This is a genomic window from Frankia sp. Cppng1_Ct_nod (assembly GCF_920656135.1).
GTDB classification, from domain to species: Bacteria; Actinomycetota; Actinomycetes; order Frankiales; family Frankiaceae; genus Protofrankia; species Protofrankia meridionalis.
Genome location: NZ_CAKKTK010000015.1, coordinates 19,938 through 44,167, shown reverse-complemented (window position 1 = coordinate 44,167; position 24,230 = coordinate 19,938). Strand labels below are relative to the sequence as shown.

General features: G+C 70.1%; 22 protein-coding genes and 1 pseudogene. 15 read left to right on the top strand and 8 right to left on the bottom strand.

Annotation, left to right across the window (positions count from 1 at the left end; all coding sequences use genetic code 11):
* Position 1 precedes the first annotated feature (1 nt).
* The gene (hypF, locus tag NBW77_RS06995) at positions 2–2,530 is read right to left on the bottom strand and encodes a carbamoyltransferase HypF (RefSeq protein ID WP_131747360.1); all 2,529 of its coding nucleotides are present in this window, start codon (positions 2,528–2,530) and stop codon (positions 2–4) included.
* Between the two features lie 236 nt (positions 2,531–2,766).
* On the opposite strand from hypF, the gene NBW77_RS06990 reads away from it, so the two are divergent.
* The 11 genes from NBW77_RS06990 to efeB all read left to right on the top strand — a co-directional run bounded on the left by NBW77_RS06990 (position 2,767) and on the right by efeB (position 12,942).
* Positions 2,767–4,032, top strand: a complete 1,266-nt coding sequence (locus NBW77_RS06990) for a hydrogenase small subunit (protein WP_131747359.1) — start codon at positions 2,767–2,769, stop codon at positions 4,030–4,032.
* Positions 4,029–5,747: a nickel-dependent hydrogenase large subunit gene (locus NBW77_RS06985; protein ID WP_250279460.1), complete on the top strand. Its 1,719-nt coding sequence runs from the start codon at positions 4,029–4,031 to the stop codon at positions 5,745–5,747. The genes NBW77_RS06990 and NBW77_RS06985 overlap by 4 nt, the downstream gene beginning before the upstream one ends.
* Positions 5,744–6,484, top strand: a complete 741-nt coding sequence (gene cybH / locus NBW77_RS06980; RefSeq protein ID WP_242605922.1) for a Ni/Fe-hydrogenase, b-type cytochrome subunit — start codon at positions 5,744–5,746, stop codon at positions 6,482–6,484. The genes NBW77_RS06985 and cybH overlap by 4 nt, the downstream gene beginning before the upstream one ends.
* Entirely contained in the window at positions 6,481–6,972 is a 492-nt protein-coding gene (locus NBW77_RS06975; protein ID WP_250279459.1) for a HyaD/HybD family hydrogenase maturation endopeptidase, read from the top strand. Before cybH ends, NBW77_RS06975 begins: the two co-directional genes overlap by 4 nt.
* Positions 6,965–7,285 carry a hydrogenase/urease maturation nickel metallochaperone HypA gene (locus tag NBW77_RS06970; protein WP_131747357.1) on the top strand — a complete coding sequence of 107 codons (321 nt, stop codon included), beginning with the start codon at positions 6,965–6,967 and terminating at the stop codon, positions 7,283–7,285. Before NBW77_RS06975 ends, NBW77_RS06970 begins: the two co-directional genes overlap by 8 nt.
* 178 nt (positions 7,286–7,463) lie before the next feature.
* Entirely contained in the window at positions 7,464–8,336 is an 873-nt protein-coding gene (locus tag NBW77_RS06965) for a ZIP family metal transporter (protein ID WP_131747356.1), read from the top strand.
* An 80-nt stretch (positions 8,337–8,416) separates the two neighbouring features.
* Positions 8,417–8,677 (top strand): toxin-antitoxin system HicB family antitoxin, encoded by a 261-nt coding sequence (locus NBW77_RS06960; protein WP_131747355.1) that lies wholly within the window; start codon positions 8,417–8,419, stop codon positions 8,675–8,677.
* Entirely contained in the window at positions 8,674–8,985 is a 312-nt protein-coding gene (locus NBW77_RS06955) for a type II toxin-antitoxin system PemK/MazF family toxin (RefSeq protein WP_131747354.1), read from the top strand. The genes NBW77_RS06960 and NBW77_RS06955 overlap by 4 nt, the downstream gene beginning before the upstream one ends.
* A 25-nt stretch (positions 8,986–9,010) precedes the next feature.
* A complete protein-coding gene (locus NBW77_RS06950) occupies positions 9,011–9,244 on the top strand; it encodes a Fe-Mn family superoxide dismutase (RefSeq protein WP_502799447.1) in 234 nt (77 codons plus the stop codon).
* Positions 9,245–9,475: 231 nt separating this feature from the next.
* The gene (efeU, locus tag NBW77_RS06945; RefSeq protein WP_250279458.1) at positions 9,476–11,575 is read left to right on the top strand and encodes an iron uptake transporter permease EfeU; all 2,100 of its coding nucleotides are present in this window, start codon (positions 9,476–9,478) and stop codon (positions 11,573–11,575) included.
* Entirely contained in the window at positions 11,572–12,942 is a 1,371-nt protein-coding gene (gene efeB / locus NBW77_RS06940) for an iron uptake transporter deferrochelatase/peroxidase subunit (RefSeq protein WP_250279457.1), read from the top strand. The genes efeU and efeB overlap by 4 nt, the downstream gene beginning before the upstream one ends.
* A 36-nt stretch (positions 12,943–12,978) precedes the next feature.
* Here the strand turns inward: efeB and NBW77_RS06935 are convergent, their stop codons facing one another.
* From NBW77_RS06935 to NBW77_RS06925, 3 genes are all read right to left on the bottom strand, one after another.
* Positions 12,979–14,025, bottom strand: a complete 1,047-nt coding sequence (locus tag NBW77_RS06935; RefSeq protein WP_131747353.1) for an alpha/beta hydrolase — start codon at positions 14,023–14,025, stop codon at positions 12,979–12,981.
* A gap of 100 nt (positions 14,026–14,125) precedes the next feature.
* Entirely contained in the window at positions 14,126–15,700 is a 1,575-nt protein-coding gene (locus tag NBW77_RS06930; RefSeq protein WP_502799446.1) for an MFS transporter, read from the bottom strand.
* A 41-nt stretch (positions 15,701–15,741) separates the two neighbouring features.
* Entirely contained in the window at positions 15,742–17,319 is a 1,578-nt protein-coding gene (locus tag NBW77_RS06925; protein ID WP_250279456.1) for an acetate--CoA ligase, read from the bottom strand.
* 195 nt (positions 17,320–17,514) lie between these two features.
* Here NBW77_RS06925 and NBW77_RS06920 point away from each other — a divergent pair, with 195 nt between their 5' ends.
* Positions 17,515–18,246, top strand: a complete 732-nt coding sequence (locus NBW77_RS06920) for a class I SAM-dependent methyltransferase (RefSeq protein ID WP_250279455.1) — start codon at positions 17,515–17,517, stop codon at positions 18,244–18,246.
* A complete protein-coding gene (locus NBW77_RS06915; RefSeq protein WP_131747352.1) occupies positions 18,243–18,968 on the top strand; it encodes a hypothetical protein in 726 nt (241 codons plus the stop codon). Before NBW77_RS06920 ends, NBW77_RS06915 begins: the two co-directional genes overlap by 4 nt.
* Positions 18,969–19,059: 91 nt before the next feature.
* Here the strand turns inward: NBW77_RS06915 and NBW77_RS06910 are convergent, their stop codons facing one another.
* Positions 19,060–19,752 (bottom strand): YqjF family protein, encoded by a 693-nt coding sequence (locus NBW77_RS06910; protein WP_250279454.1) that lies wholly within the window; start codon positions 19,750–19,752, stop codon positions 19,060–19,062.
* 265 nt (positions 19,753–20,017) lie between these two features.
* On the opposite strand from NBW77_RS06910, the gene NBW77_RS06905 reads away from it, so the two are divergent.
* Both NBW77_RS06905 and NBW77_RS06900 read left to right on the top strand, forming a co-directional pair.
* Positions 20,018–21,286, top strand: coding sequence for a DUF5925 domain-containing protein (locus NBW77_RS06905; RefSeq protein WP_250279453.1), 1,269 nt, complete (start codon positions 20,018–20,020; stop codon positions 21,284–21,286).
* A gap of 186 nt (positions 21,287–21,472) precedes the next feature.
* Complete coding sequence (locus tag NBW77_RS06900; protein ID WP_250279452.1) at positions 21,473–22,330, top strand: phytanoyl-CoA dioxygenase family protein; 858 nt, start codon at positions 21,473–21,475, stop codon at positions 22,328–22,330.
* A 368-nt stretch (positions 22,331–22,698) separates the two neighbouring features.
* Here NBW77_RS06900 and NBW77_RS22740 read toward each other — a convergent pair.
* The 3 genes and pseudogenes from NBW77_RS22740 to NBW77_RS06885 form a co-directional block, all read right to left on the bottom strand.
* A pseudogene (locus NBW77_RS22740) lies at positions 22,699–23,088 on the bottom strand (class I SAM-dependent methyltransferase); the annotation flags it as partial.
* Positions 23,089–23,302: 214 nt separating this feature from the next.
* Complete coding sequence (locus tag NBW77_RS06890) at positions 23,303–23,509, bottom strand: RNA-binding S4 domain-containing protein (RefSeq protein ID WP_131747377.1); 207 nt, start codon at positions 23,507–23,509, stop codon at positions 23,303–23,305.
* A 149-nt stretch (positions 23,510–23,658) separates the two neighbouring features.
* Entirely contained in the window at positions 23,659–24,051 is a 393-nt protein-coding gene (locus NBW77_RS06885) for a DUF2237 family protein (protein WP_131747351.1), read from the bottom strand.
* Between the last annotated feature and the right edge of the window lie 179 nt (positions 24,052–24,230).

Below are 24,230 nucleotides of genomic sequence, written 5' to 3'. Positions count from 1 at the left end.
CTCACCCCCTGTCGTCCTGGAACCCCTGGAGGCCTCCGGGCACGCGAAAAGAATCATGATCGTGTGTCCGGAGGCCGGTCAGCCGCGCGGCGGCCACCGCGGCCTGGCCGTAGCTCACCCCGCCGTCACCCGCTGGAACCTGCTCGTTGACCAGCGGCTCGAGACCCGCGTCCGTCAACGCGCCGAGCAGGATCTCGACAAGCCGTTGGTTGTGCATCACCCCTCCGGACAGGCAGACCGTCCGCAGCCCGTACCGCCGGGCGACATCGGAGCAGAAGGCGACGGTGACCGCGGCGACCGTGGCATGGAACCGGGCGGCGAGCACCCCGACGTCGACGCCGCTGTACAGCCCGGTGAGGACGGCCCGCAGCGTCGGTCGCGGGTCGTAGATGAGCACGCCGCCGCGCCGGGCCAGTCGCCAGGGCAGCTCGGCGTCGCACGGATTCCCATCCGCGGCGGCTTCCAGCGCGACGGCGGCCTCACCCTCGTAGGTGGCCTCGTCGCGCAGGCCGAGCAGCGCGGCGGCGGCGTCGAACAGCCGACCCGCGCTGGAGGCGACGGGACAGTTGACGCCCCGCGTCACCATCCGGGCGACCACGGACACCTCGCGGGCCGGCAGCCGGTCGAGGAACGGTGCGGCGAGTCGCAGGTCGGCCTCGCGCAGGTCGGTCTCGCGGGAGCCTCCGAGCGGTTCCGCGCCGAACAGGTAGCCCAGCGCCATGCGGGCGGGACGGCGGACCGCGGCCGCACCGCCGGGCAGCGGTGCGCGGCCGAACCGTGCCACCCGCCGGTAGGAGACAAGGTCTGCGACCAGCACCTCGCCGCCCCACAGTGTGCCGTCGTCGCCGAGGCCCAGGCCGTCGTAGGCGACACCGATGAAACGGCCGGTGACACCGTGCTCGGCGGCGCAGGACGCCACGTGGGCGTGATGGTGTTGTACGGCGACGCGTTGGTCCGCGTCCATCGCCAGGGCGTACCGGGTGGACAGGTAGCCGGGATGCAGGTCGTGGACGACGACGCGGGCGGCGATGCCGGTCACGGCGGACAGGTGCGCGAGGCTGCGCTCGAACGCCTCCATCGTGGGCCGGCGTTCGAGGTCACCGGTGTGCGGCCCGACCACCGCGGTCGTCCCCTCCGCGAGGGTGAAGGTGTGCTTGAGTTGCGCGCCGACGGCGAGCAACGGCTCACCAGCGCCGACAGGAAGACACAGCGGTTGCGGAGCGTAGCCACGGGCGCGTCGGATCATGGATGGGCGCCCCGCGACGACCCGGATGACGGAGTCGTCGTAGGGGGACCGGATCGCCCGGTCATGACCGAGGAAACCGTCGGCGACCGCGGCGAGACGCTCCCACGCCTCGGCGTCGTCGATCGCGATCGGTTCGTCCGACAGGTTCCCGCTGGTGACGACGAGTGGTCGTGCCAGTTCGGCGAGGAGCAGATGGTGCAGGGGCGTGGCGGGAAGGAACAGGCCGAGGCGTGGGGCGTCCGGTGCGACCGGGCCGGCGAGACCACGGTTGTCGTGGGCACGTCGCAGCAGCACCACCGGCCGCGCGGCCGAGGTCAGCAACGCGGCCTCACTCCCGTCGAGGTGGGCCAGCTCCCGCGCTGCGTCCAGGTCGGCCACCATGACCGCGAACGGCTTCGCGGGGCGCTGCTTGCGGGCGCGCAGCCGGGCGACGGCGGCGCCGTCGGTCGCGTCGCACACGAGCTGGTAGCCGCCCAGCCCCTTGAGAGCGACCGTTCCACCGTGCCTGACCAGGGCCACCGCCGCCGCCAGCGCATCCTCACCGTGTGCCTGGCGGGGGAACAGCCGGGGGAACGTCGGGGGAGACGTCGGGGAAACATGATCGCCGTCCGTCCGCCACGTGAGTCCGGGGCCGCACCGGGGGCACGCGATCGGCTCGGCGTGAAACCGCCGGTCGGCTGGATCGGCGTACTCGCGTGCGCAGTCGTCGCACATCGGGAACGCGCGCATCGTCGTCCGCTCACGGTCGTACGGGAGGGTGTCGACGATCGTGGCCCGTGGTCCGCAGTCGGTGCAGTTGACAAAGGGGTACCGGTGCCGGCGGTCGTCCGGGTCGAACAGTTCGGTCAGGCACGGCTCGCAGGTGGCGATGTCGGGAGGCACCTGGCGGACCGAAGGCGCCAGGGGTCGGCAGTGCGCCTCCCCGGTCGACCGGGCCGTCGACTCGGCGACCCGGAAACCGCAACCCCGGCGTGGAAGGCCCGCGGACAGCTCGGTGACGCGGACGTCTGAAACCCGGGCGCGTGGTGGGGCGTCGGTCCACAGGCGTGAGGAGAGGACGGCGAGGGCATCGGGTGGTCCGGCAACCTCGACCACGACCCGACCGTCGTCGTTGCGGACCCAGCCATCCACCCCGAGGCTGGTTGCGAGGCGGTGGACGAACGGACGGAAGCCGACTCCCTGCACGGTCCCGTGGACTTCGAGCCGGCACGCCACGCGCTCGTGCTGTCCGACCGTTGCGTGCCCGACCACGACGACGCCGTCGAGATCGTTGAGCCCGCTCATGAACATCAGTGTTGTTGCCGAGGGTCACCGCCCACAAGGGACCTGAGGCCCGTCGAGGCGTCCGAGAAGACCTGTGGATCTACCCGATGAGGCTCCTTGGACCCGGCATACGGCTGTCCTAACGTTTCGTTGCGGAGTGCCCGAGTGGGGCAGTGCCCGATCTCGGGCCGTGGCCGCCCGGGTCGTTGTCCCTGAAGTCGTTGTCCCTGAAGTCGTAGCCCTGTGGGAGGAAAGCCATGAACAGCAGCCGCGGGGCGGTTGCGTATGGCGATGCGTATGGCGATGCGTATGGCGATGCGTATGGCGATGCGTATGGGGCGCCCGCCCTGGTCGGCGGGGCTTCGGGCGGGTCGCTGTCCGCACGGCTGGCCGAAGCCGGGGTCGAGCGGCGGTCGTTCCTGAAGTTCTGCGCGGGGGTGGTCGCGACACTCGCGCTGCCACCCCAGTTCGCCCCCCAGGTCGCGAACGCGTTGGAGCGGGTCGACCGGCCCGTTGTCGTGTGGCTGGAGTTCCAGGACTGCGCCGGGGACAGCGAGGCGTTCCTGCGCTCGCGTAACCCGTCCGTCGCGGACCTGCTCCTCGGGATGATCTCGCTCGACTACCACGAGACGCTGATGGCGGCGGCGGGTACCGCCGCGGAGAAGGCGCGTGACGACGCGGTGGCCCGGGGCGGGCACATCGTCGTCGTCGAGGGTTCCGTGCCCACCGGTATCCCGGGGTCGTGCACGATCGGGGGCCGGTCGGCCCGCGACATCCTCACCAGCTGTGTCCGTGGCGCCGCCGGGATCATCAACGTCGGTACCTGTTCGGCCTTCGGGGGGATCCCCGCCGCCGGGCCCAACCCGACCGGGGCGGTCCGGGTGTCCGACGTCGTCGGCGGGGTTCCGATCGTTAACCTGACCGGCTGTCCGGTCAACGCCGACAACCTCACCGCCACCATCGTCCACTTCCTGACGTTCGGCGGGTTTCCCGCCCTGGACGGCTTTGACCGGCCGCTGTTCGCCTACGGGGAGCGCATCCACGACACCTGTGCGCGCCGCGGCCACTTCGACGCGGGTCAGTTCGCCGAACAGTGGGGTGACGCGGGCCATCGCAAGGGCTGGTGCCTGTACCGGATGGGCTGCAAGGGGCCGAGCACGTTCCACAACTGCCCCAGCGTCCGTTACAACGAGGCGACGTCCTGGCCGATAGCGGCCGGGCACGGGTGCGTGGGCTGCTCCGAGCCGGGTTTCTGGGACACGATGTCGCCGTTCTACGACCGGTTGCCGCACGTTGCGACGCGGGACTTCAACCTCACGGCGGACAGGATCGGTCTCGGTGTCCTCGCGGCGACCGCGACCGGCTTCGCCGCGCACGGGGTCGGGAAGGTCGTCCAGCACCGCGTGGCCGCCGCTCGTGAGGCCAGGGACGGCGACGATGCCGATAAGGCCGATAAGGCCGAGGATGTTTCGGATGCCGCCCCTGTACCCGAGGCTGGAGAAGAAGGCGGTCAGGCGATATGAGCCGGTTGGTTATCGACCCGGTGACCCGTGTCGAGGGGCATCTGCGTGTCGAGGTGGCGGTAGGTAATGGTTACGTCACCGAAGCGTATGCCTCCTCGACGATGTGGCGCGGCATCGAGACCATCCTCGAAGGCAGGGATCCGCGGGACGCCTGGCTGTTCGCGCAGCGGATCTGCGGGGTCTGTACAACCGTGCACGCGCTCGCCTCGGTGCGGGCCGTCGAGGACGCCGTCGGCGCGGTCCCACCGCGCAACGCACGGCTCCTGCGGGAGATCATCGCCGCGGCGCTGTCCGTCCACGACCATGTCGTGCACTTCTACCACCTGCAGGCGCTGGACTGGATCGACCCGACCGCGGCGCTGAAGGCGGACCCCGCGCGCACCGCGTCGCTCGCGCAGTCCGTCTCGGACTACCCGCGTTCGACAGCCACGCTGTTCGCGTCGGTGCAGGCCCGGCTGGGAGCGTTTCTGGCCAGTGGGAACATCGGCCCGTTCACGAACGGGTACTGGGGACATCCCGCCTACCGGCTGAGCCCGGAGCTGAACCTGCTGGCGTTCAGCCACTATCTCGACGCCCTGGACTTCCAGCGTGAGTACGTCAAGGTCCACGCACTGCTCGGCGGCAAGAACCCGCACCCGCAGACCTACGTCGTCGGCGGCATGGCGTCACCGATCGACCTCGCGAGCCAGGACGCGATCAACGACAACACGCTGGCGGAACTCTCGCGGCTGTTGACCCGGGGGCTGGACTTCGTGGAGAAGGTGTTCCTGCCGGACCTGTACGCGATCGCGGCAGGCTACCCCGAGTGGACGACGTACGGCCGGGGGCTGGCCTCCTACATGGTGTTCGGTGACTACTCGCAGTCGCCGCAGCCCACGGGTCGGCCGGTACGCGACGGCCTGTTCCCGGGCGGGGTCATCCGGGACGGCAACCTGCGCTCGGTCGAACCGTTCGACCCCGCCGGCGTCGCCGAGTCCGTCGCCCACTCGTGGTTCCGTTACGACGACGCGGGCGACGCGCTCGCGCCGTGGAAGGGCGAGACCACCCCGGACTACACCGGTCCCGAACCGCCCTTCGAACAGCTCGACGTCGCCGGGAAGTACTCCTGGTTGAAGGCGCCGCGTTACGACGGCATCGCCGTGGAGGTCGGCCCACTCGCCCGGATGCTGGTCGGTTACGCCGCGGGCGACGCCCGCATCCGGCCGCTGGTGCAGGGCGCGCTCGACCGGCTCCGCATCCCGCCCGCGGCGTTGATGTCCACCCTCGGCCGGGTGCTGTCCCGGGGTCTGGAGACCAGGCTGATGGCGCAGTACTCCCTCGAACTCCTCGACCGACTGCGGGACAACATTGCCGCGGGCGACCTGACGATCGCCGACGCCGGGAAGTGGGACCCCTCGTCGTGGCCGGACGGGCAGGCCCGCGGCGTCGGCTTCCACGAAGCCCCCAGAGGCTCGCTGTCGCACTGGGTCGTCATCGAGAACAAGCGCATCCGCAACTACCAGGCCGTGGTGCCCACGACCTGGAACGCCAGTCCCCGCGACGCGCACGGAAAACCGGGCGCCTACGAGGCGGCCCTCGTCGGTACCCCCGTCGCTGATCCGCACCGCCCGCTGGAGGTCCTGCGCACACTGCACTCGTTCGACCCGTGCATGGCATGCGCGGCACACGTGTACGACGCGGACGGCCGCGACATCGTCGAGGTGCGCGTCCAGTGACCGCCTCCGTGCCCGCCGGGGCCGCGCCGGACGCCGGGGCCGTGCCACCGCCCGGCCCGGGACCCGTGCCACCGGCCCACGAGCAGGAGACCTTCGTCCGGGTCCGGGTCTGGGACCTGCCGGTGCGGGTGGTGCACTGGCTGCTCGTCCTGAGCCTCATCGTGCTCAGCGTGACCGGCTACCTCATCGGAAACCCGGAGCTCCATCCGGGCGGCCGCCTCGCCTGGGTCACCTGGGACAGGACGGTCCACAAGGTCACCGCCTACGTCTTCATCACCCTGATCCTCGCGCGGGTCGGTTGGCATGTCGCATCACCCAACCGCTGGTCACGGTGGACGGAGTGGATCCCCGCCAGCCGCGCACGCCGGGCTCAGATCGTCCCGTCGCTGCGCTTCTACCTGTTCATCGACCGCGAGGCGCCACCGGTGGCCGGCCATAATCCGCTCGCCGGGATGACCTACGTCGTGCTCTACGCGATGTTCGCCGTCGAGATCTTCACCGGGCTCGTGCTGTGGGGCGTCGAGGGGACGGGGTGGGCCGCCTGGCTCACCGGATGGGTCCTGCACGCGGTCTCGCTACCGACGATCCGGTTCGTCCATCACCTGATCATGTGGCTCACCTGGGGATTCATGATCCACCATCTGTACAGCGCGATGCTGGTCGACCGGGTGGAGGGGACGGGCGTGATCTCCTCGATCTTCTCCGGCTTCAAGTTCCTGCCGAAGGACCGGCTGTGACCGGGGCGCGGGCGCCCATCCTGGTCCTGGGCATCGGCAACGAGCTGCTGGGCGACGACGGCGTGGGAGTGGCCGCGGCCCGGCGCCTGGCGGCGTCGCCGAACCCCGGCGTGGAGGTCCTCGACGGCGGGACCCTCGGGCTGATGCTCATGCCGTACATCGCCGGGCGGCAGGCGGTGCTCGTCCTCGACGCGGTGTCGAGCACTCAGGGCAGGCCCGGCGATGTGATCGTCATTGGCGATGGTGATGTGCGGCGTGGTCATGGGGTGCGCGCGACCGCGCATGACGTCGGCCTCGTGGACGCGCTGTCCGCGGCGGAGCTCGCGGGCTGCGCCCCGCCGCGTGTGGCGCTGGTCGGCATCGTGCCCGAGTCCATCGCGGACCGCTGGGGCCTGAGCCCCCTCGTCGAGGCCCGCCTCGGGGCGATGGTGGAGGCGGCCCGCGTCATCCTGACCGAATGGGGAGTGAAGGTGTCCGCGGATGCATGAGGCAGGTCTTGCGCGGGCCGCGGTGGCGGCGCTCGTCGACGCGACCGCGGGAGAGTTCGTGCGGACCGTGGTGCTCGCGGTCGGCACGGGCGTCGACGTCGATTCCGCCGCGGCGGCGTGGCATGGCGCGGCGGGTGGTACCTGCCTCGAAGCCTGCGTCGTCGAATGGCGGCGCGTATCCGATCGGCTGCGCTGCTTTGCCTGCGGTCGGGAGTACGACGGCGAACGCCTCGACCTGTGCCCGGCATGCGGCGGCAACGGGATCGTGATCAGGGCGGCGGACGAGCTGGCCGTGGTCGACTGGACGACCTGACCCCGCCTGCGTTCCCCGTCTCGCCCCGGGGCCTGCCTCGGGGCCGGCCCCGGCGCCCACCGGCCTGTCGGCGTCCTCATCGGCACAACCGTCGTGAGAACGCTCCGACCAGGGAAAACTTGCCTCGGCGAATATTTTAGGGAAGCCTCACCTAATTGCTCTGTTATTGGAGGACCTGGTGAGTCTTGCCCGCACACTGCTGCTCGGCGCCATCGCCGGAGTGACAATCCTGCTCGGCCTGCCCGTCGGGCGGCTCAAGCGGCCCGCGCCTACACTGCGTGCGCTTTTGAACGCGGCGGCGGTCGGGGTGCTGCTGTTCCTGGTCTGGGACGTGCTGTCCGCGGCCTGGGAACCCATCGACGAGGCGCTGACCGAGGTCCACACCGACCACCACGGCCTGGGCCGGGCGGTCGGCTACGGACTGCTGTTCACCGGCGGGATCACGGCCGGTCTGCTGTCACTGGTGGCCTATGAGCGGTGGATGGGCCGCGCCACGGGCGGGCAACGCCGCTTCGGCCCCGGCACGATGGCCGCGGGGGAACTGACGGCCCGCCGGGTCGGCCTGGCCGCCTGGTCCCCGGCGAAACGCCTCGCGCTGCTGATCGCCGTCGGGATCGGCCTGCACAACTTCGCCGAAGGCCTGGCCATCGGTCAGTCCGCCGCGTCCGGGGAGGTCGCGTTGGCCACCCTGCTGGTCATCGGTTTCGGGCTGCACAACGCCACCGAAGGCTTCGGGATCGTCGCGCCGCTGGCCGGTGACACCGACATCGATGGGGCTCCGGTCCGTCCCGGCTGGGGATTCCTGTTGGCGATGGGCCTCATCGGCGGCGGTCCGACCTTCGTCGGCACCGCGATCGGGCACAGCTTCACCAGCGAACCCCTCAGTGTGGTCTTCCTGACGTTGGCGGCAGGGTCGATCCTCTACGTCGTCATTCAGTTGATCACTGTGGCGGCGAGGAACCGACGCGCGGATCTGCTCGCCTACGGGCTTCTGATCGGCCTGATCGCGGGCTTCGTCACCGACGGCATCGTCACCGCCGCCGGCGCCTAGAGCGCCCGCTAACAGGGGCTCGGTGTCGCGGGCCGCATTGCCGGCAAGTATTGCTGTCATACCTTGCTAGCATGTCGCACATGGCACGCACGATCACGCTCCGACTTTCGGACGAGGCCTACGAGGCGGTCAAGCGGTATGCCGAGGCCGAGCAGACCTCGATGAACGCCTGGGTAGAGGGCCTGCTCGACGCCGAGGACATGCGCCGGCGCTGCGCCGCGCACGGGGCCTGGGTACAGGCCAACCCCGTGGCGGCTGGTGCGGCGCTCGCTTTCGGCGCGGCCAATCAGCGGGCTCTCGCGGCGGCGGGGCTGCCCAACCTCGCAGGCGCCACCGGGTGAGACCACCGCGGCGCGGTGAGATCTGGACGGTGGGCACCGGGCCGGCGCCACAGACGGTGCTGGTCATCAGCTCCACCGTCTACAACGAGATCATCGATGAGCCGACCGTGCTGGTCGCCCTGGTCGTGGAGCACGCCACCGACGAGGGGTTCTGCGTCGACCTCGGCCAGGGGCAGTGGGCCGTGATGGGCCTGGTCACGTTCGTGGCCAAGGCAGGCCTGGGCGAGTGCCTGCGCCGGGTCGACACTCAGACGCTCACCAACGCCAACACCATGCTGTTCAAGATCTTGGCCACGCCCGAACGCTGAACCGACGGCGATCCTCGGCTGGGGTGTGCTGGCCTTCGACGCCACCTCCGACCGGCTGCTCATCGAGCAGGTATACGACCACCAGGGCAACGTCGGGATCGGCAACACCCCACTGCTGGTCTTCGACGCCTGGGAGCACGCCTGGTACCTGCAGTACAAGAACGTCAAGGCCGACCACGTCAGCGCCCTGTGGAACGTCGTGAACTGGGCTGACGTCGCCGCCCGCCATGGTGCGCCAACCCGGGCGGCAACGGTCTGAGGCCGACGGCTGCCAACGCCGTGATGACGCCCTGAGGAGGTATCTCGTGGCCGGGCGTGGGTGAGTGGTCGACCTGTCGCCTCCCTGCGCCGGTCCGGCCCCGCCGGTAGGGGTTCCTGAGGGATGCAGGCATTCGTCGGCGTCTTACCGGAGGGTCAATTAGGTGAGGTTTACCTGATTCTTCTGGTACGTTCCGCTGGTCGAACATCGGCTGCCGCGGAGGTGCCTCACGTGTGGAGTGACGTCGTCCCGAACCTGCTCATCGGGTTGCGGGAGGGCCTCGAGGCAGGTCTGATCATCTCGATCCTGGTCGCCACGCTCGTCCGCTCGGATCGCCGTGAACGCCTCGGCCAGGTCTGGACGGGGGTGCTCGCCGCCGTCGCACTGTCCGTGAGCTTCGGTGCCGTGCTGACGTTCGCCGCAGCCTCGATGTCCACGGCCGCGCAGGAGACGTTCAGCGGCGTTCTGAGCCTGATCGCGGTCGCGTTCGTCACCGTGATGGTCTTCTGGATGCGGCGGTCCGCGCGGGCCTTGTCCGGTGAGATCAGCGGTAAGGTCACCGCCGCGCTGGCCCTCGGGCCGGGCGTTCTGGTCCTGACGGCGTTCCTGGCCGTCGCCCGGGAGGGTCTGGAGACCTCCCTGTTCATCTGGACGACGACCCGCGGCGCGAGCGAGTCGGTCGGCCCGCTCATCGGCGCCGCTGTCGGGATCGCCCTCGCCGCCGGACTGTGCGTGGGCATGTACCGCAGGGCAGTGAAGATCAATTTGTCGAGGTTCTTCACGTTCACCGGCATCGGACTCATCGTCATCGCATCCGGTGTGGCCGGCTACGGCCTGCGTGATCTGCAGGAGGGCGGCGTCCTGCCCGGCGGTGGGACAGCGGCGTTCGATCTCGGCGGTACCTTCGACCCGGGCGCCTGGTACTCCAGGTTCGTCGAGGGCGTCCTCAACATCACCCCGCGGATGACCGTGCTCCAGGTCGTCGGATACCTCGCCTACCTCGTTCCCGTCATGGTGCTGTTCATCCGGGGCACGCGCCCCGCCCGACAGGCCACCCCGGCGCCGGCCACCGCACCGGTCGAGACGATCCCGGTCGATACGGCTGCGGTCGAGAAGGTTCCGGTCGAGAAGGTTCCGGTCGCGGCGATGTCGGCAGGCCGCCGGCGACCACCGCGCTGGGCGTTGCCGGCAGCCCTCGTCGCGGTACCGGCCCTCGTCGCCGGCGGCGTCATCCTCGTGCTGGGTCCGTCCACCGCGAGCGGCGGCGCGACGATCGAGGTGGCGTCCGGTTCCTGCGCCGCGGGTTGGGAGGCGCCGCAACCGGGCCATCAGATCTTCACCGTCCGCAACACCGGTGGGCAGACCATGGAGGTCCGGCTCATCGACCCGGCGAACGGAGCGATCCACGCCGAGATCGAACTGCTCGCGCCGGGCACCAGCCGGCCGCTGTCCGCGATCATCGGCGGGGGCACCTACGCCTGGCAGTGCCTGCCCGACGGTGGTGAGCCCGTCGTCTCGGCGAGCCGGCGGGTGGCCGGGCCGGGCGGTGACAGCCAGGCGATCATCCCGGTGACGAGCGAGACCATGAGCGAGCCCCTGCGCGCCTACCAGGCATTCGTCACCGCCGATCTGGTCACGCTGCAGGCCAGCGCTGACACGCTGCGGGCGGATGTCGATGCCGGCGACCTCGAGGCGGCCCGCCGCGACTGGCTGACCGCGCATCTCGACTACGAACGCCTGGGCGCCGCCTACGGCACGTTCGGCGACTTCGACGCCGCGATCAACGGACGGCCCGACGGCCTGCCCGGCGGGGTGCACGACCCGGAGTTCAGCGGCTTCCACCGCATCGAGTACGGGCTGTGGCACGGCGAGTCGGCGGAGTCGTTGAAGGCGCCGGCGGCAAAGCTGTCCACCGATGTCGCCGAGCTGGGTAAGGCCTTCCCGACCCAGGAGTTCGACCCGAACGACCTGGCGCTGCGCACCCACGAGATCCTGGAGAACACCCTCCAGTTCCAGCTCACCGGTTCCGCCGACCAGGGCAGCGGCACAGCCCTGGCGACGGCGAGCGCGAACGTGGACGGAACCCGCGAGCTGCTGACCGTGATCTCCCCCGTGCTCAGGACCCGGGCACCGGCCACGCTGGAGACGGCCGGGCGACGGCTTGATGCGTTCGGGACGCTCCTGCGGCAGGTCGCGAACCCGCAGGGAACCTGGATCGCGCCCGGCGGCCTTGCCCTCGCCGACCGGCGGAAGCTCAACGGCAGCCTCGGGGCGTTGCTGGAAACCCTCGCGTCGATCCCCGATGTCCTCGAGATCAGGAGCACCGGATGATCCGGCCCGGCCGTCCTGCCCGTCCCGCCCGTGACACCACCCACTTTCCGGAGCAGCCACCGATGATCGACCGGTCCGAGCAGTCCCAACCGCGGCGGCAGGCGGACACCACCACCGCCTCCGGCTGCCCGGCCCGGGGCGCAGGGTTGGGACGCAGGTCGCTCCTGACCGGCATGTTGGCCGCGGGCGCCGCCACCGTCGGTGGCGCGGGCACGGCCATCGCCACCGCGAGCCCGGCCGTGGCCGCCAGCGGCGGCAAGGTCTCCGACGAGAAGGTCGCTTTCCACGGGCCGCATCAGGCCGGGATACTCACCCCGCAGCCGGAGGCGGCGATGTTCGCCTCCTTCGACGTCGTCGCGGCGGACCGCGCGGAACTGACCGACCTACTCAAGGCGATCACCGAGCGGGCGCGTTTCCTCACCGCCGGCGGCACCCCGGTCGACCTGGGCACGACCGCCCCGCCCTCGGACAGCGGAATCGTCGGGCCCACCGTGCCGCCTGACGCGCTGACCGTCACCGTCGGGGTCGGCGCGTCCCTGTTCGACGGCCGCTTCGGCCTGGCCGACCGCCGTCCGCGCCATCTCACACCGATGCGCACGTTCCCGAACGACGCCCTGGACACGGCACAGTCCCACGGCGACCTCAGCCTGCAACTGTGCGCGCACAGCTACGACACGGTGCTGCACGCGCTGCGTGACATCGCCCGCCACACCCGCGGTGGCATGCAGCTACGGTGGCGCGTCGACGGCTTCCACAACCCACCCCGGCCGTCCGGCGCCCAGCGCAACCTGCTCGGCTTCAAGGACGGCATCGTCAACCCCGATGTGACCAGCGCCGGGGAGATGGACCGGCTGGTGTGGGTGCACGGCGGCGACGAGCCGGCCTGGACCACCGGCGGCTCCTACCAGGTCATCCGCATCATCCGGATGCTCGTGGAGTTCTGGGACCGGGTCTCGCTCAGCGAGCAGGAACTGATGATCGGCCGGCGCCGTGACACCGGCGCGCCCCTGGACGGCACCGCGGAGACCGACATCCCGCTCTACGCCCGCGACCCCAAGGGCACGACCATCCCGCTCGACGCCCACATCCGCCTGGCCAACCCCCGCACGGCGGAGACCGAGGACTCCCGCATCCTGCGCCGTGGCTACAACTACGACCGGGGCGTCGACAGCAACGGCAACCTCGACATGGGCCTGGTCTTCTGCTGCTACCAGCAGGACGTCATACGCCAGTTCGAGGCGACGCAGTCCAGGCTCGTCGACGAACCGCTCGTCGACTACATCAGCCCGACCGGCGGCGGCTACTTCTTCGTCCTGCCCGGCGTGCGGGACTCCTCCGACCACCTCGGCCGCACCCTGATCACCTGATCACCAGGGCCGGGCAGGCACGTGCTCCCAGTCGGTTCAGGCCCACGTCAGGCCGTCTCGCAGGGCCGGGACCCACACACCGTAGTCGTGCCCGCCCGGACGCAGGTGCAAGACGGTGGAGTAGCCGGGCCTGCGCAAGACGTTCGCCATCGCGCGGAGGTCTGTGAGCGCGGCGTGGTCGGAGCGCCCGCAGTCGAGCCATACCCGCATGGGTGGGTTCGCGGGCAGCGATGATGCGTACTGAGCCGGATTGTTGGCAGTCGCCACCTGGGCGAGGTCGGGTCGGTGCCCGAAGAGCCCGGCCATGCCGCCGCTGTGGGTCGGCTGTGAGAACCCGGACATATCGATGATCGTCCCGACGAGATCGCGGTGACGCAGACCGAGGTTGAGCGCGCAGAAACCACCCGCGGACATCCCGGCGAAGGTCCGGTCGTCCCGGTTGTCGATCGTCCGCAGGCGGTTATCGATGGTCGGGATCACATCGCTGATCAGGTAGGTCTCGATATGTTCGCCAGGCCGATCCACGCATTCGCTGTCGTCCAGCCAGTCATGGCTCATCTGGGGTGCGATGAGGATCATCGGCCGGCCGGCAGCGGCGAGTCCCGCGCCGATCTGCGCCGCCTCGTTCGCGCGGTACCAGTCGACAGGGACGCCCGGCGAGCCGTGCAGCAGATAGACGACCGGGAATCGGCGGGTCGGCTCGGTGAAATACTGCGGCGGCAGATAGACGAGGGCCGTGTGGGTGCCGAAACCGCTGTACGTGCCGGCCACGGGAACAGCCACGACGGATCCACCGTGGTGCGGCCTCGTCGGTCGGGTTCCCGGATCGGCGACCTCCCGCAGGGATACGGTCGGCCAGCTCTTCTGACCGACCACGTCATCGACCCGGGGCAGGTATCTGTAGTGGGCGTTGACGACGTCCGCCGCGGTGGTCAGGGTGAGAAGCGCCGCAACGGCGCCGATTGCTGTTATCGCGGCCAGACCGTGGCGTCGCCCGACCCACACCACCGTGAACCATGCGGCCAGCGACAGTAGGGCGAGAGAAAGAACGAACCATTTTCCAATAACAAGCAGCGACCCCACGTTCACCCTTCGTTGTTCTGCGGGCGGTGACGCCCGTCAACCATAGTGGGGTGTCGGGTGACCGGCCAGCAGTCCGATCGGGCCGCGGCGCGGACGGAGCTCATCCGCTGGAGCGGGTGGGGGTTGCTCCCGGTGCCGCGGAGCCGAGCGTCAGCACCGACCGGTCCCCGCCGCGCAGGGGGGTGGCATCCAGGGGGCAGTGGTGGACGGGGGCGGGCCGCGGCGCGGGGGTCGGCCGGCGAATCGTGAGGAGGGCGAGCAGCCCGCCGGTCACACACATCCCGGCTGTGATCCACATCGCCGTGTGGAAGGCGGCGGCGAGCTCGGCCGGGTGGAGGTAGGCGCTCGCGGAGATACCGGCGAGGACGGGCAGGGTGGCCACGGCGACGAGCCCACCCACGCGGGAGACGTCGTTGTTGACGGCGGACGCCACCCCGGCGTGGGTGTCACCGGCGGCGGCGAGGACCGTCGAGGTGAGGGGCGCCACCGTCAGCGCGAGGCCCAGCCCGAACACGACCATCGCGGGCAGCACCGTGCCGAGGTAGCTGCTGTCGGCTTCGACGCGGGTGAGCAGGGCAAGGCCGGCCCCGGCGACGACGGGACCAAAGGTCATGGGCAGGCGCGGACCGATGCGCTGGGACAGGCGGCCGGTTCGGGCCGACAGGGTCAGCATCAGGATCGTGACCGGCAGCAGAGCCGCCCCCGCCGCGATGGGGGAGAACCCGACGGCATTCTGGAGCACGACCGGGAGTAGGAAGGTCGATCCGCCCAGAGCGGCGTAGACGATGAACGTCACCAGGTTGGCGGCGTCGAACTGCCGGGACCGGAAGATCTCGGGCGGCAGCATCGGGTGCGGGCTGTGCGCCTCCACGACGACCATCGCCGCCAGGGCCGCGGCCCCGCCGACGCCGGTGACGAGCACGGCTGGTGACCCCCATCCGAGGCTGCTGCCCTCGGTCAGCGCGTAGATCACACCGGCCAGGCCCAGGGCTGTCAGGGCGGTCGCGGGCAGGTCGAGGCCGCGGGTGGCATGGGGGTCCCGGGTTTCGGGGACGTGGCGGAGCGAGACCCCGACCACGACGGCGGCGAGCGGCAGGTTGATCAAGAAGATCAGTCGCCAGGAGACGGCCTCGACCAGCCAGCCACCGAGGAACGGGCCGATGGCGACGGCGACCCCGCCGAGACCCGACCAGGCTCCGATGGCCGCCGGGCGGTCGTCGGGGCGAAAGGTGGCCTCGATGATCGCCAGACTTCCCGGGATCAGCAGTGCCCCGCCGATCCCCTGTAGTGCCCGGGCCGCGATCAGCAGGTCGGCGGTGGGGGCTGCCGCGCACAGCAGCGAGGCGGTCGCGAACCATCCCACCCCGATGAGGAACACCTTCCGGCGGCCGTACCGGTCGCCGAGCGAGCCGCCGAGCAGAAGGAACCCGGCGAGGGTGAGGGTATAGGCGTTGACCGTCCATTGCAGGGCCGACAGCCCCGTCCCGAAGTCCTGGCCGATCCGGGGCAGGGCGACGGTGACGACGGTGGCGTCGAGGGAGACGATGCTGGAGCCGAGCACGGTGGCGAGCAGCACCCAGCGTCCGGCCGGCGAGGCGTAGCGAAGGTCGGTATCCGTGGCCTCATCCTCGCGGTCCCGGCCGCTGCGTGCACGTTCCCAGGTCGGTTTGTCCACGCATGCGACCTTTCGGGCCGTCGTCATGAGGACGGGGCGGGTCACGCCGTCCGGGCGTTGTCCTGTTCGGCGCGGCGGAGCTCGATGCGCCGGATCTTGCCGGTGAGGGTCTTCGGCAGACCGTCGACGAACTCGATCAGACGCGGGTAGGCGTACGCGCTGAGCCGTTCACGCACATGCGCCTGGATCTCCTCGGCCAGCCCGGTGGATGGCTCGTGACCTTCGGCGAGCACGATGAAGGCCTTGACGACGTGACCGCGGCGTTCGTCCGGCGAGCCGACCGCGGCGGCCTCGGCCACCGCGGGATGCTCCAGGCAGGCCGACTCCACCTCGAACGGCCCGATCCGGTAGCCGGCCGCGATGATGAGGTCGTCGGCCCGCCCCTCGAACCAGTAGTAGCCGTCCTCGTCGAGGCTGGCCGCGTCACCGGTGTGGAACCACTCACCGCCGAACGTCTGCTCGGACTCCTGCGCGCGGTTCCAGTACCCGAGCGGGTAGTGCGGGTTGGAACGCGACCGCAGGCAGATCTCGCCACGCGTCCCGGAGGCGACAGGGCGTTCGTCCTCGTCGAGGATCGCCACGTCCCAGCCGGGCAGCGGCCTGCCCATCGAGCCTTCCCGGACCTCCATGAACGGGTAGTTGGCGACCATCGGATAGCTCTCGGTCATCCCGTAGTAATCGAGGACCGTGACGCCGTACTGGTCCCGAAACCAGCGGATCGCCTCGGGGTTGAGCGGTTCACCGGCGGAGCAGACGATCCGCAACCGCTGGGGGTAGCGCTCGGCGGCATCGGCGATGCCCATCATCGACCGCATCGCCGTCGGCGTGGTGAACACGTTCGTGACCTCGTTGCGGGAGAGGAAGTCCAGTTGTCTGCGCGGGTCGAAGCCGCCCTTGCGCTGGTAGACGCACTGCACCGCGCCCAGGCGCCACGGGCCGAGAAGCGGCGCGATGCCCGCCGCCCACGCCCACTCGCCCATGCCGTGGAAGCGCTCGCCGTCGCGCACGTCATGGCAGTGGACGAACTCGTTGTGCCCGAGAAGGTAACGGTGAGCATGAACGATGCCCTTGGCCACACCGGTGGTGCCGGAGGTGTAGTACAGCTGCGCCGGGTCATCGGCGCTCGTGTCCGCGGTCTCGTGCTCGCAAGGGTGACCGTCGAGCAACCCGTCGTCCAGCACGAGGACGCGTTCGTGCATCCCGGCGAAGCGCGGCGCGTTGGCCCTGTCGGTGACGAGCACGGCGGCGCCCGAGTCGGTGAGTCGGTGCCGGATCCCATCGTCGCCGTAGAGGACGCTCATCGACAGCAGGAGCGCGCCGAGCTTCCAGGTGCCGAAGAACACCCCTGCCGTCTCCGGTGACGGGGGCAGGACCACCGCCACGCGATCTCCGCGTCCGACACCCGCCGCGGCGAGGGCGTGCGCCGCCCGCGCCGCCAGGTCCTGTAGCTCGCCCCAGCGCACATCGGCGCGGTAGCCGTCGAAACGTTCGTAGATCATCGCGAGCTTGTCGCGGGGATGCCTTTCACAGACGTCTGCCGCGATGTTGTAGCGCGCGGGTACCTCCCAGCGATGCTCGGCGAGGGCGTGCGCATACGACATCCGAACGGAGTCGGCCATGAAAGTGGCTCCTCTATCGACGGGCGCGCCGGCGCCGGGGTGTCGTGCGTCAGTCTGGCCTCGGTCGAAGACCCGGACCAGACCCCGTCGGCCATGCCCTCGTAGCGGTGGGCCGCAGAATTTCGGCAGACAGGTGAGGCCGGTGGAGGGTAGGGGTCCTGTCGCGTTTCGTGATGCTTCTGGCAGGCTGGGTGGATGAACATGGATGTGGCCCGCACGGTGTTCGCGGGGCTGCCCGCCCGGTACGACCGGCTGGCCTTCCTGCTCTCTTTCGGGCAGGACCGACGCTGGCGTCGCGCGGTCGTCGACCAGGTCGCCGCCGTCGCGCCGGCGCGGGTGCTCGACGTGGCGACGGGCCCCGCGGGGATCGCGTTGGCGACGGCGGGACGGACCGGGGCGGATGTCATCGGGGTCGATCTCAACGAGCCGATGCTGCGCGCCGGAGTCGTCCAGGTGCGCCGGTCGGGCCGTGACGGCCAGGTCCGGCTCGTGGTCGCCCGGGCCGAGGAGCTTCCCTTCGCCGGTGGCGTGTTCGACGCCGTGACGTTTTCCTACCTGCTGCGCTATGTCGACGATCCGGCGGACACCGTCGCGGAGATGGCCCGGTGCCTGCGCCCGGGCGGCATCCTCGCGAGCCTGGAGTTCCACGTGCCGCCGAACCCGGCGTGGCGGGTGTCGTGGTGGCTCTACACCCGGTGCGCGCTGCCCCTGCTCGGCGCGCTCACCGGCGGTCGCGCCTGGTTGCGGGTGGGCCGCTTCCTCGGCCCGAGCATCAGCGCGCACTACCGGCGCCACCCGGTCGACGACCACGTCGCCGCATGGCATGCGGCAGGCCTGTCCGACGTCGGTGTCCGGCTGATGAGCCTCGGTGGCGGTCTGGTCATGTGGGGTCGTAAGGACCCGACAGCGACCGGGCCACGGCCATGAGCGCGACCACCGAGCGCGCAGCATTTTACGCGATGGGACGCGGCACCGGTGGTGTCCGGGACTGGGTGACGCTGCTCCACCCGCCCTACACGTTCTGGCACCTGTCGTATGTCGCGATCGGCGCCGCGCTCGTGCCGCACCTTGTGCTGTGGCGCCTCGGCGGCACCCTGCTCGCGTTCTTCCTCGCTGTCGGCATCGGCGCGCACGCCCTCGACGAGCTGCACGGCAGGCCGCTCGGCACCGGCATCCCCAGTCGGACGCTCGCGGTCATGGCAACGTTGAGCATCACCGCGGCCATGGCGATGGGTCTCGCCGTCGGTGGGTTGCGACTGCTGCCGTTCGTCGTCGCGGGCGGGTTGCTGGTCTGCGGTTACAACCTTGAGCTTGCCGGTGGCCGGATGCACAACGCCATCGGGTTCGCCGCCGGATGGGGCGCGTTCCCCGTTCTCGTCGGCGCCTACGCCCAGCACTGGTCCGTCCCACCGGCAGCCGGCATCGGCGCGATGGCTGCCTTCCTGCTGTCACTCGGTCAGCGTGCGCTCAGCGTACCCGCGCGAACACTGCGACGTCGGGTCGACGCCGTGTCGGTCCGGATCAGCTTCACCGACGGTCACCAGCGGGAACTCGGCCGCGCCGATCTTCTCGCGCCGCTCGAGCGGGCGCTGCGGGTCTTCGCGTGGGCCATGGTCACGCTGGCCGTCGCACTCGTCCTCGCACGATGAGAGCCGCACGGAACCGCACGAAACCGCACGAAACCGGATGCCGCAACGTCGTGGTCAATCGCAGATGTGTTTCGGCAAGCAGGCAGGGTGTCTACGACGACTTCGACCGGTAGCGCTCGGGGCGACCGATGCGAACAGCAACACCGGGGGAGTAGTGCACCAGAGGCTCTCCGTCCGGCTGTGGGAGCCCGGCCGCGGCGACCAACTGGTCATCGACGCTCAGGGCCTGCGCACGGTTCAGTGGCCAGGGCTCGTGCCATGCCCGTGCGAACCGGTATCGGGAACCGGCCGCGCTGAACAGCATCCACCGGGCGGTCAGGAAATGGTCCCGTTCATCCAGCTCCTCGGGACGATACGGCTCACCGATCCGGATCCTCACCCGGCTGGTCACGGCTCGTGGGCCCGACCCGCGGCGCAGGCAGCTGTAGGAGATCTCCTCGGCGCTTTCGACCAGTCGCATCGACGACCAGAAGTACGGGAGGCGGTAGGTCGTGCGTGCGACGACCACGGCGCCGAGTCTGGCGGCGTCCAGGGAGAAGAACCAGATCCCCGGACGTCCCTCACGATCACGTACGTAGGTTCGGACGTTCGTCTCGCAGAAGTTCGAGACCCAGGGTGCCCCGCGCCCCCCGGTGGTCGCGACGTCCATGAAGAACGGCACCAGGCCCACCCACGCCGCGCCGTCGTAGGTGTCCGGCCGAAGGCCGTCCGGGAGAAGGCGCCCAACCACCGCGGGGTCGAACGGCCAGTGCGCGAAAGTCAGTCGCTCCCACCGTTGCAGCATGATCGGCCTGTCCACGGTGAAGGGACACGCCCCGTTCTGCCCGGTTACGGGATCCCCCGCGGGAACATCTTCAGGATGCACCGTCCCATGATGCGGCAACATCGGCCCCAGTTGAGCCCGGAGCACCCGGATCCGCCCGATTCGCGCCCCGGACCACCTCGCTGCCCGTGAGAGGGAAGCCCCGGTTGTCGTGAGCGGAGATCCGTTGCGACAGTGAGCCGAAACTCGGTGGTATTGGCGGCGCTGGTCATCGACTATCGGTGTTGTGTCCATCCCTCATCAGAATGCGTCGCGCTCGAAGTCCTCGGTAACGTCGGAGTCTCTGGATCAGGGGACCGGTCTTCCGTTCGTGGTCGCCCTCGACGACTCGGACACACCGTACGACGTGGTCGATGCACTTGCGTTGGCTCCGTTCACCACCGGTGAGCAGCCATGGGCATTCGGTGCCCGGATCGATCGGCTTCGGCCGGGTGCGTCCCTCCTGCCCGCCGGCGCACGTGTGCTGCGCGCCGTGGTGGAGGACTCGCGCGACTCACGGCTGGCCGCGGGCGAGGGGTGGACGTTGCGCGCTGTGCGGTGGCGTGGAGGCGGCGGCGAGGTCACCGTGACGGCGGTCAGCGAGGAGCTGGCCCGCGGGGTGCTCGACGGGGTGGTGCGGGGGGCTGCTGCTGAACCGGGCGCGGACAGCGCTGTCACCATGGGCTTCTGGTACCTGTCCACGCGCCGCGGTCCGACCCGCACCACCCGCAAGGCGGCCACGACATCGTGGGGGTCGATCCGCCGTAATTACGCCAGCAGCACGATCGGTGCGCTTGACCGGCTTATGACGGTCAAGCGCGAGACGGCGTTCGGGCGGTTGATCATGCTGAACGGGCCGGCCGGAACCGGGAAGACCACCATCCTGCGCGCATTGGCCCATGAGTGGCGGCGTTGGTGCCAGGTCGACTGTGTCCTGGACCCGGAGGCGCTCTTCGGCGACCCCGAATACCTGATGGAGGTCGCGATCGGCTTCGACGGCGATCAGGACGACGGCGATCAGGACGATGGTGATCAGGACGATGGTGACCGGGAGGCGGCCGGGTCCGGTGGACCCGGTTCCCATCATGATGATGACGCTGGTGACCTGGGCGGGGAGCAGGCCCGCGAGCTCGACGGCGCTCGGCGGCGATGGCGGCTGCTGGTGATCGAGGACTGCGACGAACTCATCCGCGGCGACACCAGGGGTTCCTCGGGTCAGGCGTTGTCACGGCTGCTCAACCTGACCGACGGTCTGGTCGGGCAGGGCCGGGACGTCCTGGTCGCGCTCACCACCAACGAGGAACTCGTCCGGCTGCACCCGGCGATCGTGCGCCCCGGCCGGTGCCTGGCGCAGGTCGAGGTGGGAGCACTGCCGTACGACGAGGCCGCCGCCTGGCTCGGCACAACGGACGGCATCGGGCCGACGACGACGCTGGCAGAACTGTTCGCGCTCCGCGACGGCCGAACCCCGGTTCAGACCACCAGGCCGGACACGCATTCCGGCCTCTACCTGTAGTCGTTACCGATCGACGTCCCCGGGGCTGCTTCGCGAGTGCCTCGACCGACATCAAGGACGGAACGTAGCCGAATGAGCGCGATTAGGTGACACCCCCCTGCTTGCGGGGAAAATACATGGTGATTCTGCGTCTCGTTCTGGATAAGGCGCAGCGAGCACCGCAAGATGTGACAGAAGGTTGTCGCCGTGCGACAACTAACTTCGAACGGTCTGCCGATCTCCGTCGACAGGGCCTTCTTCAAGCCGCTGCGCGACAGCACGCCGCTGCTGTCCGACCCGGACGCCCTCCGGCGTCGGTTCCATGACGACGGTTACCTGCACCTGCGCGATGTGGTCGACCCCGACGAGGTCCGTGCGCTGCGAGCGGATTACTTCTCCCGGTTCGACCCTGCCTACCTCAGGCCCGGCACCGAACCGGCCTGCGGGGTCTTCTCCGGACAGGTACCACCGGACATTCCGCCGCACGGCTGGCCTGGCCACCCGGCCCATGGCTTCGCACGGTCCGCGGGCTTCACCCGGTTCGTCGAGGACCCGACGCTCCTGCACCTCGCCGAGACGCTCCTCGGCGGTCCCGCGACCCTGCTCCCGCGGCGCATCGTCCGACACTTCCACCAGGGATCGGGCAGCGCGACCCGCGCCCACATCGATTTCGACTACCTCGACGGAGGCTCCGATCGTCTGGTGACCATGTGGATTTCCCTGGGTGACTGCTCGGTCGACACCGGTGGCCTCGTCTACCTGGAAGGCTCGCATCGGCTGAGCCGTGAGCAGCTGATGCCGCTGCGCGAGGTGACGGACCGCCCGGACGATCCCCGGCCGATCAGCCACGACCTCGTCTGGGTCGCCACCCGGCTGGGCCGGCGGTGGATGCACACCACCAGCAGAGCCGGCGACATCACCCTGCACAATCCGCGTCTCATCCATGCCTCCCTGGACGTCGCCGGGGACGTGATGCGCCTGTCCACCGACCTGCGCTTCGTCCGGCGCGACGACCACGTCGACAACCGCTGGACGGCCCCCTGGTCGGGCGACGACGGAAACTGAGAACCGCCGGAACCGTCGCGGGCATTGCCGCGGATCACGGCCGGGTTATCCGGGCGTTCCCGGCGCTGAGGTCTCGAGCTGCCGCACGAGCTGCCGCACGGGGCTTCAGTGCCTGCCGGTGCCGCGACGGTGGATGCTGACCGCGTAGCCGCCTCCGTCGTATGCGGCGCTGTCCGAGGTGGCACCGTCCCAGGTGGCGTGGCGCCGGTCCAGCACGAGTCCGGCCTTCGTGCACCACTGATCATAGTCGGCCAGGCGGAACGGGCGTCGGGTAGCGGCAGGTGTGCGCGGTCGAGGCCGAACCCGGCAATCAGAAGACCTCCGGGTGCGAGCCGGTCGGCGAGGGCGGTGATGACCCGGGGTTCGGTGCCGGGCGCGAGCAGCGGGATCACGTTGCCGGCCGCGACGACGAGATCGAAGGATTCGTGCAGGTCGCCGATGTCCACCAGGTCGGCGATGTCCATCAGGTCGGCGAGGAGCCACGTCACGTCCCGCGACGCGGCTCGGGCTTCCGCGAGCATGGAAGCGTCGCTGTCGATCCCGGTGCAGGAGTATCCCTGCTGGGCCAGCCGGATCGCGACCCGGCCGGTCCCGCAGCCGGCGTCGAGCACCCGCGAACCCGGTGACACCAGCGAGGCGCACAGGGTGGCTTCGCCATGTACGTCCGCGCCCTCGGCGGCGAGCCGTGCAAACTGGGCGGCATACCGCGGCCCCTGCGTGCCGCCTGTCACCGCGGACCACCGGCTCGTTTCGCTCATCGGGCCCCACCCATGATCATATCTCGATCATTTCCCATGTTTCATCCGGACGCCGAACACCGCTGCATACCGTCGGATGTTCACCGGCTGACATCCACCAACGGACCGCAGCTCAGGACGCCTGCTTTCGCTGTTCAATGATCATTGTGTCCATGTCTGAGGCAGCCGACCACTTCGGAGAGGCGGTTCTTCAGGTCTTCAGATCCGGGCACGGTCAACGCACCTGAAGGTCCTCGCCGGCGACGCAGACCTGATCTCCCCGGACGAGCTGGCGACCGCGCCGGGTCTCAACCTCGGCGTTGACGCTCACCTCACCGCTGGCAAGCAGCAGTTTGACATCCGAACCCGCCTCGACCACGTCCGCCAGTTTCAGGAACTGACCCAGTCGGATCACATCGTCCCTGATGCTTACTTCGCGCATCCCGACAGCATCCCGCACCGACCGGGCGCGGACCGCGTGGACGTCGCTTCCGCCGCGTCCCGATGGTTTCGTTCTAGGCATCTGTGCCCCGTGCCCCGGGCATCCGGCCCCCCCAGGCTCCGCGCCTCGCCCCCAGGCATTCGGGAGGGTCAGCCCAGCGAGCGTGGGTCGGCGGGCACGTCCACCGCGTGTCTGCGCAGTGCCGCGAGTGGGACGATGTCCAACGCGCGAGCGTGCGTGGCGGCGAGCACGACCGGCGCCGCGACACCGGCCTCGTAGGCCTGCAACCACCGCGCCGCGACGACGCACCATCTGTCCCCGGGGTGCAGCCCAGGGAACTGGTACTCGGGTCTGGGCGTGATGAGGTCGTTGCCTGTCTGCTGCTGGTGGCGCAGGAACTCCGCGGAGACCACGGCACACACGGTGTGGCTGCCGAGGTCTTCCGGCCCGGTGCTGCAGCACCCGTCGCGGAAGAAGCCGGTCACCGGATCGTTACCGCAGGCCTCAAGCTCCCCGCCGAGCACGTTCCGCTCGTCTGTCACGGCCCACAGTCTTCCACCCCGGGATTGCCGGTGGGCCGGTTCCGGTCACGCAGATTACCCCCGCACCGATTTGATTATGTCTGGTTACTGGGGGTGTGGTCGCGTGGCCGCGGGATCCTGCCCGGCTCCCGGACTGTCGCAGCGCCGAGCAGCTCACGGGAGCTCTGTAGCCGTGCTGT

Excerpts from the sequence above, each read along its gene's own strand:
- hypF (WP_131747360.1), bottom strand. The coding sequence starts at position 2,530 with ATGAGCGGGCTCAACGATCTCGACGGCGTCGTCGTGGTCGGGCACGCA.
- NBW77_RS06990 (WP_131747359.1), top strand. The coding sequence starts at position 2,767 with ATGAACAGCAGCCGCGGGGCGGTTGCGTATGGCGATGCGTATGGCGAT.
- NBW77_RS06985 (WP_250279460.1), top strand. The coding sequence starts at position 4,029 with ATGAGCCGGTTGGTTATCGACCCGGTGACCCGTGTCGAGGGGCATCTG.
- NBW77_RS06970 (WP_131747357.1), top strand. The coding sequence starts at position 6,965 with ATGCATGAGGCAGGTCTTGCGCGGGCCGCGGTGGCGGCGCTCGTCGAC.
- NBW77_RS06960 (WP_131747355.1), top strand. The coding sequence starts at position 8,417 with ATGGCACGCACGATCACGCTCCGACTTTCGGACGAGGCCTACGAGGCG.
- efeB (WP_250279457.1), top strand. The coding sequence starts at position 11,572 with ATGATCCGGCCCGGCCGTCCTGCCCGTCCCGCCCGTGACACCACCCAC.
- NBW77_RS06925 (WP_250279456.1), bottom strand. The coding sequence starts at position 17,319 with ATGGCCGACTCCGTTCGGATGTCGTATGCGCACGCCCTCGCCGAGCAT.
- NBW77_RS06920 (WP_250279455.1), top strand. The coding sequence starts at position 17,515 with ATGAACATGGATGTGGCCCGCACGGTGTTCGCGGGGCTGCCCGCCCGG.
- NBW77_RS06915 (WP_131747352.1), top strand. The coding sequence starts at position 18,243 with ATGAGCGCGACCACCGAGCGCGCAGCATTTTACGCGATGGGACGCGGC.
- NBW77_RS06910 (WP_250279454.1), bottom strand. The coding sequence starts at position 19,752 with ATGCTGCAACGGTGGGAGCGACTGACTTTCGCGCACTGGCCGTTCGAC.
- NBW77_RS06890 (WP_131747377.1), bottom strand. The coding sequence starts at position 23,509 with ATGCGCGAAGTAAGCATCAGGGACGATGTGATCCGACTGGGTCAGTTC.